Genomic DNA, 8,472 nt, shown 5'->3' on the forward strand with positions numbered 1-8,472 from the left:
CCGGTTTCTTTTAAAATGACGACATCACCTTTGTTTGTCTCAGAAACAAAGGTGATGTTAAGGGTTTTTCGCAGAAACCCGGTTTCTTTTAAAATGATATGGGCGCGCCATCACCTTTGTTTGTCTCAGAAACCCGATTTCTTTTAAGGGTTGCTCTCAGAAACCCGGTTTCTTTTAAAATGATATTAGACTCATAACAGAAAGCAAACATCAGGGCATATGCCAACTATAAATAATCGTTTCAACTCGGATACTATCCGTCAAGGGATAAACTTAGGCGCTATCCTTGCAGCACTGGGACTCAACGTGTATACCAATATCAATCCACCTAATGGCATAACCATAGGCGAAATTTCCAATACTACATTTCGGGATGTACTAATCACCCCGGCTAACTATGCCTTTGCAATTTGGGGATTGATTTATCTGGGGTTGGTTAGCTTTGGAATTTATCAAGGATTACCAGACCAAAGACGCAATCCCCAGCTGCTGAAAATCGGATATCTGATAACAATTGCGAGTCTATCTCAGATTGCTTGGGTGTTTCTATTTCAGTATGGATTCTTTGTTTATTCCCTCCTGGCAATGCTGGGAATTTTAATACCTTTAATGGTAATTTACGTCTGGCTGGGAATTGGCAAAGAACGAGTAGCTAGAAATGAGAAATGGTGGGTACATATTCCCCTGAGTATCTATTTTGGTTGGATTAGCGTCGCGACGATTGTGAATGTAGCGATCGCACTCTACAGCGTAAACTGGAATGGTTGGGGCATCAGTCCCCAAGTATGGACGGTAATCATGCTGGTTATAGCGGCAGCGATCGCAGCTATAATAATTGGGCAGCGTCGCGATGTCGCTTACCCGCTGGTGTTTGTCTGGGCATTCGTTGCGATCGCAATTCGCCAAATGAACATCCCCTTAATTGCCGTCACAGCAAGCGGATTAGCATTTGCCTTATGGGTATTTCTCTTCACTAGAAACCGCAGGTAGACTTTTTAACAACTGGCACGTACTTACCCTATTTGACTCAAAACACCAGCAAAACTGGGGATATAGATAGTTGTTAATCGCAATGGAAACCCCAGTTTACAGAAATTCCACAATTCTGCAATTTCTGCCCCAATTCCTCGTTTACACCCGCTTCTTTATCAGTCCATTACTCTTATGGGATGCCATTGATGGCAACACCAGTATTTGGTTTATCCTGGGATATGTTTATGCCTTTTTCTCAGATATATTCGATGGCGTCATTGCCCGTCGAATTGGCGTCATTAACGCCCTTTTGCGGCAATCTGATAGTTGGGCAGATGTGATTCTTTATTTATGTATTTGCCTCAGTGCATGGTTAGTGCATCCCGATAAAATCATCGCCTTCTCAACTCCATTAAGTTTAATCGCATTCGCCCAATTAATTTGGTGGATAGTTAATTTAGCCAAATATGGAAAACCCGCTTCCTATCACACCTATTCAGCCAAATTTTGGGGCATCACCCTGTTTATCGCCACGATTGGTTTATTTGGATTTAATTATGCGGGATTAACCCTGTGGTTGGCAATAATTGCAGGCATTGTTCACACAATAGAAGAGATTGCCATGACGCTAATTTTACCCAAATGGACCCACGATGTTTTAAGTATTTTTCATGCAATGCGCCTGCGTCAAATTAGTTCTTAGATATTTCAATCCCTTATAGGTATTTTAGTCAGTTGCAACGGAAACCACCCCAAAACACCCCCGTAAGACGCGAAGACCAGTTTCAATCCCTAATAGGGATTTTAGTCAGTTGCAACCCTCGCGCGCGCGCCTTTAGATCTGTAAGGGCGCTTACAGTGTTTCAATCCCTAAGTTTCAATCCCTAAGTTTCAATCCCTAATAGGGATTTTAGTCAGTTGCAACTCGGAAACTTACTATCTCTACAAAGGTTTCAATCCCTAATAGGGATTTTAGTCAGTTGCAACCGACACTGTTTCAATCTCTAATAGGGATTTTAGTCGGTTGCAACTGCCGCATCCTGAAACGCCCGATATATTTAGTTTTCAAGGTGCATTTGCGTGAAACTAGGTTAAGTATAGCACCAAACTGGAATTTACACAAGCCAAAATTGCTGAAAGCCTTACGGGGTAATCTGAAAATCCGAGTTGGGATTTGCTTGCTCCCTTCTTGGCGGAGGAATTTCTATTGAATGAACCACAAAGACAAGGGTAGCGTTCGCGCAGCGGCGCGGATGCGCAAGAGCGAAACGCGATAGCGTTTTAGGACACGAAGGAAGAAAGAAGAAGAAAGAAATAGATAATCTTCTAGCGAGAAGAGAGGAGATGTTAACTTATTGATGAGCCAGTGAGGATATCTTCATGGAATTAAAAATTCATCGCTTCACGCCTGTAATTTTTATCATTACTTTTCTCTGTGCTGCCTGTCAAAATCCTGCGGCATATCAGCTTACCAGTCCTTCCACCCCAACTCCAGCAACAAGCTCAAATTCAACAAAGGTGTTAGTTTCATCGCCGACAATTCGCCGGGTAATAGACAATGCGATCGCGCAAACCAAAATCACCCGTGACTACGATCCATCATACGTGCGAATTCCCTTTCCTGGCGGCGATGTACCCATGACAACGGGAGTTTGTACCCATGTCGTTATTAGAGCATTTCGACAAGTTGATATAGACTTGCAAAAAACCGTCAATGAAGATATGCGAAAAAACTTTGCCGCCTATCCCAAGAATTGGGGGTTAAAGGCACCAGATCCAAACATCGATCACCGTCGCGTTCCCAATTTGATGACCTATTTTAAACGCCAAGGCAAAGCATTACCCATCAGTCGCAATTCATCGAACTATCAACCAGGCGATATAGTAACCTGGGATTTAGGTGGCGGACAGCAGCACATCGGCATCGTTAGCGATATACGTTCGCCCTCCGGTAGACTGACGATCGTACATAACATTGGTGCTGGTACTCAAGTCGAAGATATTTTGTTCAATTGGCCCATTATTGGACATTATCGCTACTTTTAAAATCAATCCTATCACCTTTGTTTCTTGCTGCGTTGGCGTAGCGTGCCGGAGGCATATCTCTAGATGCCATAAACGATTTTTCATAGAAACCCGGTTTCTTTGCGTAAATAGCGATCGCACTCTCCACCCAATCAATCTTATCACCTTTGTTTCTGCGTAAGGACACGGCATCCGAAATATTCTGTACAAGTAAAGATTTTATGCTTGCCGTGTCCCTACATTTTTGATAGAAACCCGGTTTCTTTGCCTCAATCCTAACCCGGCGAAATGCCTCTGGCACGCTACGCGAACGCACTCTCCTCCCACCCGCTTGACACCCGCGTATTATAAATGTAGCATAAAACTAAGCTTCTGATGCTCTCTTTTTTAACGAACGGGTAAAGACTTTCTTGTACCTGGGGAGGTTTCTATGAGCAAAAATAGCTGGCGTAAGTTCAAAGCTTCCCTAGAACACAAAGGGAAAGTCTACACCCTCAAAGGTCAAATAACAATCAAGCGAGGCAGATTTCCTGGGGAAGTAGAAATCAATTCGATTAATGACATCCCCACCCAGCAAATATTGCCAGGGATGCCAGAAATACCTTATACCCATAAATTACAACATCCATTTGTTTTACCGAATCGTGCGTTCGCCGCCTCCTTCACCCGCAAGATGGACGGTACGGCGATTCTGTTTTCGCCCTTGCAATTGCCAGATGGGGAAATACTGGTATTTCCGCGCACGAGGGGGATGGTGGTAATTGCGGATACAAAGTGGCGATCGCTTCGCAGATTAGTTAATGCCGCAGTAGATAACCAATTAATAGAAAGAATCGCTAAAGTTTGCCGCCAACAAAACGCCACCCTAGTCTTTGAACTATGGGGTGCAAACAATCAACATACCGTACAGTACGATACCCCGCTGAGGTTATCTTTGCACACAATCATCAAAAATCGAAACACCACCCAACCTTGGCGACTCGTTAAACAGATAGCGGCGGCAAATTCCATTCCTACCGTTGATGAATTGATACGAATTTCAACTCCAACATTAAGCGAGGAAAATCTGTTACATTTCGGTCAAAAATTAGTAACAGAACAGGAAAAAGAAAACAATCCGCTGTTGGGTTTATATCGCCATGAAGGAGTTGTTTTAAATATAGAAACCCAGTCCTTGGGATTTCAATGGAAATTCAAACCCCCCTCAATGGAAGAATATCACCGCACCGCCAGAGTCAGCATCCGTCCGATTACTATCTTTCACTCGCTGTGGAAAATGGTCGATCAAGGCGAAGAAGTTTCTCTAGATGCTTTAATAGAAAACATGTCCCTTGAATACGGAAATGAAGCCGTATCATACCATCAAAATATCATTTTCCATCATTCCGGCATGTGGTTATCCAAATATTATGGTTTAACCGCATAAGAATCGGTGTTCGCGAGTTTAACACCCCTATTCCAATTAGCAATTAGCAATTAGCAATTAGCAAATTATGAACCGCCTAGAAATTGAAAACAGAACAATTCTCATTGCTTTGACAGGTTCTAGAGGTTATGGATTAGCAACAGAAACCTCAGATTACGACTATCGCGGTGTTTTTATCGCGAGCAAACCTTACTATCTAGGATTTGAGAAAATTGAACAAAAAGATAGAGGATGGAACCACGAACCTGGAAACTTTTCTTATTTAACTCAAGACACTTGTATCTATGAGTTGAAGAAGTTTTTAGAATTATCTGCCGATAATAACCCAAATATTCTAGAGTTCCTGTGGTTTAAAGAATACGTGCATCTAACCGAAATTGGCAGAATATTACAACAACACCGACAAATATTTTTGTCAAAAAAAGTCAAGCATACTTATGCTGGATATGGATATGCTCAAATTAAGAAACTAGAATCACACCGCCGGTGGTTACTCGCTCCGCCTCAACAAAAACCTAAACCAGAAGATTTCGGATTAGAACCAAATCAAACCCTGGGATTAGTTGATATTAATTCATTTTTGGAATATCTGTACTTGTTGATACGCGATCGCATCCAATTCCTTTCAGAATCAGAAGAACTTTATAACCTCTTAACCGCTGAAATTGACTACAAAGGAGTATTAAAACAATACCCGCTACCAGAAGAGACTCTCGACTATACCCAAAAACTGACTAATAGCTCGAAAGACTTCATCAAACTGTTGCAAAAAAGCCAAAAATATAACAGTGCCTGTCGAGAGTACGACAACTACCAACAATGGAAGAAAAATCGGAATCCCGCGAGAGCAGCAATGGAAGCAAAAGTGGGTTACGATTGCAAATTCGCGATGCAAGCAATTCGGCTTTTGCGGACAGGAATTGAAATATTAGAGACAGGAAATGTAATAGTTGACCGGCGAGAAGCAGGAGATGCGAGCGAGTTATTAGCGATTAAAAATGGCGAGTACAGCTACGAAGCAGTGATGAAGATTGCCTCAGATTTGTATAACGGACTAGATGTTGCTTATACAAAATCTACCTTGCCTAGAGGAGTAGATAAAGACGCAGTAAATCAACTGTGCATCGATTTAGTTGAAAAGCAAGGATGGTGAAACCTCTGGGATCAGAAACCGGGTTTCTTTAGAGAAACCCGGTTTCTTTGCGTAATTCCTGCGCCCAGAAAGCGGGTTTCTTTAGAGAAACCCGGTTTCTATACTCACATCTTGCAACTGCGGTTTTCTCCCGCCAGGGGTTTAAACCCCAAAGCGAGTAGCTGAAGTCGTCTAAACACGACTGAAGAAAGGTTTTAGTCCACTTGAGTGGACTTTAGCTATAAGAAAAGGGAATTGATTCCCAGGCGGGTAAGCGGGTAGGCGCAAGATCTAAATATAATTAGCCATAAACGAAGTAGGTAAACCTTCCTTTTGCAGGACTCAATCCCTCCGACGCCAGACCATTGGCAAAATTGATTGCACCAGCTTGAGCAATTCGAGGATTGTTTAGTTCGCCCGGTTCGGGACGGACTACAACAATATGTCCAATTCCTCGCGGATTTTTCCAACAACCCAAAGTAGGAATTCCCTGAATTGCTGCTTCCGTTGCTGCGGTTGCACTAACTTTACGCCATCCATTTGCCGGGTTACTCAACCAGTCAAACATGGCATTTGCATCTTGCTCTTTTTCGCCAACCCAGTGAGTTAAAGGCGCGCGCAGACAACGCATAACATCCCTAGCAAATATATTGCAGCAGGTTACACCTCCGCTAGGCCAAAAACGTTTATTACCAGAATATTCAACGTTGAATTAGTTAATTAATGCACGAATTTGCTCGGGAGAACGAGATGCTAAATCGGCAACAACAGGCATATCGGCTTCTTGAATATACCGCGATCGTTGTCGAGCATTTCCGCTCCATTCTTTAGGGGTTGAATTGGATGTATTTGCGGATATCGACTGCCTAATTTAGGCGGGAAGTAAAAGCCAGCTTCTACCTCTTGTTTTTCCCTTTCAGATAAATCGCCAAACTTGACTAGCTGAGCTTCTTTAAACTTACCACCAAGCGCTGTCCAAGTCTGCGCTCCAACTTCCCCATCTACAGTAATATCGGCTTCGGTTTGAAATGCTTTAACACCCGCTTCAGTTTTAGGGCCAAAATCTCCATCTACTGTTCCTGCATTAAACCCTCTGGCATTCAAAACTTTTTGCAGTGCTTTAACATCATCTCCTTTACTACCTCGACTTAGAATGCGGGTGAGTTTTGGTAATTCAAAATCAGAATAGACCAAATTCCAAGCTTCGCCACGTTCGTCTACATCAGGAATGCGCCAAATTGACGAACCAGGAAAATTACTCAGGTAGTCTTGAAGTTCTGCTGCTGAAGCAGGTTTTGCTGTATCGCTTTCGTCACCCCAAATTGGCAGAATTGGTTTAGTCAAACCTAGTCGCTTGTGAGCATCCAAACAATCCTTAACTTCTTCTGAAGTCGTCAGCATGAAAGTGAATTTTTCAAAATAAATTTGAGGTAAAGCAATATCGCAATACTCATCCAACATCTGCCAAGGAACATTAGGATGCAATCCAGGATGTCCGAAACTGGTATATCCGAGAGTTCCTTCTTTAACCAAAGGACGCAGAGTAACAAGAAGTTTTTCTACATTTGGGTGAGTGCTTCTGTCCTCAACTTCCTTTTCCAAATCCAGGATATACCCATCAAGTCCGCAAGCAAGAGCTTGCTTGACTTTGGCTACCTGCTGCTCAACATCAGAAGTTCCGTAGTGATACCCCCATCCATAAACTTGAATCCCAAGCGACTGAAATTGATGAATAATTTCAGCAGAACATTGCCAATCCCAAAATGTGGGTTGCAGTTTACCTTTAAATTTACCATCAAAGACTTTGAGATAAACTCGCTGAACCTGGCATTCAACCAGCTTATCCAGATAATCGCTGCGAATTTCTGACAACTTCCAAATCCAAACTCCACGAGTGCGAGCGCTCATGTGAATACTCCTATTCCATATACTTAAATAACCACCGATCGGCACCTGACCTTTCTGTACCTGTAGCGTGTAACTCTACAATAGATAGAGCCAACAGCATTCAGGTTTGTTCCCCACAATTGGCTAGACTTATTTTTGAATTTAGCCAATGCTGTTATCTATGAATTTAACTTTTGCAGAAAGCTTGTTGCCAGTCGCTTATTTCTGTGAAATACGAGTGGTGTAGCTTATATTACGTAAATCAAATGGGTGAGTTGAAAAAATTTTTTAATGTTAAATCCGAGATTTTGGAATTAATAAACGAAAAACTCCCGCAGTCGGCTGATAGGCTGGGGGAGTTGTGTTACAGGGGTAGGATCGCTCACCCCAAAGCAACAGCTGTGCGATCGCAAATCATCTGTTATATCATGTCCGGTCGATTACCCACGATCGGGAGCCAAAACACGGCACGATCAACGTTATCTGTTTGTCCGAGATATCTATCATGCCGTGTCCCTACGCAACGATGGGGTGAGATTTTTTATGATGGGCAATTCAACAGACATAATATTACTTGGTTTGTTGCTCTTTCCATTCAAAGTACTCGCGCAGCACGTTTTCTAACCCCTCGCTGTAATCGAATCCATTGTCTATGCAGTAGATTTTGAACTTTCTGAGCAAGTCTTGCGGTACAAACCCTCTAAGCAAGCTGTAATTAGCATCTTTTTTCTTGTCGGTCACGGTAGCAATGTGCTGATGTAGCAACTTCTCTTCTATTATTCCACTCTCCTTTTGTGAATAAATGTTATCGCGATGGAACTATGTCGCGACATCGTGCTAGTCTAAGACCACAATCTAAAAAGTGCCGCGCCCAGGGTGAAGCAGACCCAAAGCGCGACTTTACCACCTATAGATGTACCTACAGGAGGCACATAAACCATGTTACAGACTGATGTCAAATCAGGAAATTTCCCCTTTGTGCCACTAGAAGCTGGGGACAGTTTGCTAGCTGGGACAGATGATTGGGAAC

9 protein-coding genes are annotated in these 8,472 nt (G+C 42.7%); 5 read left to right on the top strand and 4 right to left on the bottom strand.

Going from position 1 to position 8,472, the window contains the following annotated elements; all coding sequences use genetic code 11:
• Window positions 1–219 precede the first annotated feature (219 nt).
• From ACE1CM_RS22135 to ACE1CM_RS22145, 3 genes are all read left to right on the top strand, one after another.
• Entirely contained in the window at window positions 220–990 is a 771-nt protein-coding gene (locus ACE1CM_RS22135; RefSeq protein WP_374880421.1) for a tryptophan-rich sensory protein, read from the top strand.
• 82 nt (window positions 991–1,072) lie between these two features.
• A complete protein-coding gene (locus ACE1CM_RS22140; RefSeq protein WP_374880423.1) occupies window positions 1,073–1,675 on the top strand; it encodes a CDP-alcohol phosphatidyltransferase family protein in 603 nt (200 codons plus the stop codon).
• A gap of 677 nt (window positions 1,676–2,352) precedes the next feature.
• Entirely contained in the window at window positions 2,353–3,018 is a 666-nt protein-coding gene (locus ACE1CM_RS22145) for a DUF1287 domain-containing protein (RefSeq protein ID WP_374880424.1), read from the top strand.
• On the opposite strand, the gene ACE1CM_RS22150 is transcribed toward ACE1CM_RS22145, so the two are convergent.
• Window positions 2,993–3,313, bottom strand: coding sequence for a hypothetical protein (locus ACE1CM_RS22150; protein WP_374880426.1), 321 nt, complete (start codon window positions 3,311–3,313; stop codon window positions 2,993–2,995). The genes ACE1CM_RS22145 and ACE1CM_RS22150 overlap by 26 nt on opposite strands.
• 114 nt (window positions 3,314–3,427) lie before the next feature.
• Between ACE1CM_RS22150 and ACE1CM_RS22155 the strand changes: the two genes are divergently transcribed.
• Window positions 3,428–4,423: an RNA ligase gene (locus ACE1CM_RS22155; RefSeq protein ID WP_374880428.1), complete on the top strand. Its 996-nt coding sequence runs from the start codon at window positions 3,428–3,430 to the stop codon at window positions 4,421–4,423.
• 67 nt (window positions 4,424–4,490) lie between these two features.
• A complete protein-coding gene (locus ACE1CM_RS22160) occupies window positions 4,491–5,576 on the top strand; it encodes a DNA polymerase beta superfamily protein (protein ID WP_374880429.1) in 1,086 nt (361 codons plus the stop codon).
• Between the two features lie 280 nt (window positions 5,577–5,856).
• Here the strand turns inward: ACE1CM_RS22160 and ACE1CM_RS22165 are convergent, their stop codons facing one another.
• The 3 genes from ACE1CM_RS22165 to ACE1CM_RS22175 all read right to left on the bottom strand — a co-directional run bounded on the left by ACE1CM_RS22165 (window position 5,857) and on the right by ACE1CM_RS22175 (window position 8,183).
• A complete protein-coding gene (locus ACE1CM_RS22165) occupies window positions 5,857–6,186 on the bottom strand; it encodes a hypothetical protein (protein ID WP_374880431.1) in 330 nt (109 codons plus the stop codon).
• Window positions 6,187–6,308: 122 nt separating this feature from the next.
• The gene (locus tag ACE1CM_RS22170) at window positions 6,309–7,463 is read right to left on the bottom strand and encodes a peptidoglycan-binding protein (RefSeq protein ID WP_374880433.1); all 1,155 of its coding nucleotides are present in this window, start codon (window positions 7,461–7,463) and stop codon (window positions 6,309–6,311) included.
• 549 nt (window positions 7,464–8,012) lie between these two features.
• Window positions 8,013–8,183 (bottom strand): hypothetical protein, encoded by a 171-nt coding sequence (locus tag ACE1CM_RS22175; RefSeq protein ID WP_374880435.1) that lies wholly within the window; start codon window positions 8,181–8,183, stop codon window positions 8,013–8,015.
• Window positions 8,184–8,472 lie beyond the last annotated feature (289 nt).

The sequence above is a fragment of the Microseira sp. BLCC-F43 genome (genome assembly GCF_041929235.1).
Taxonomy (GTDB): domain Bacteria; phylum Cyanobacteriota; class Cyanobacteriia; order Cyanobacteriales; family Aerosakkonemataceae; genus Microseira.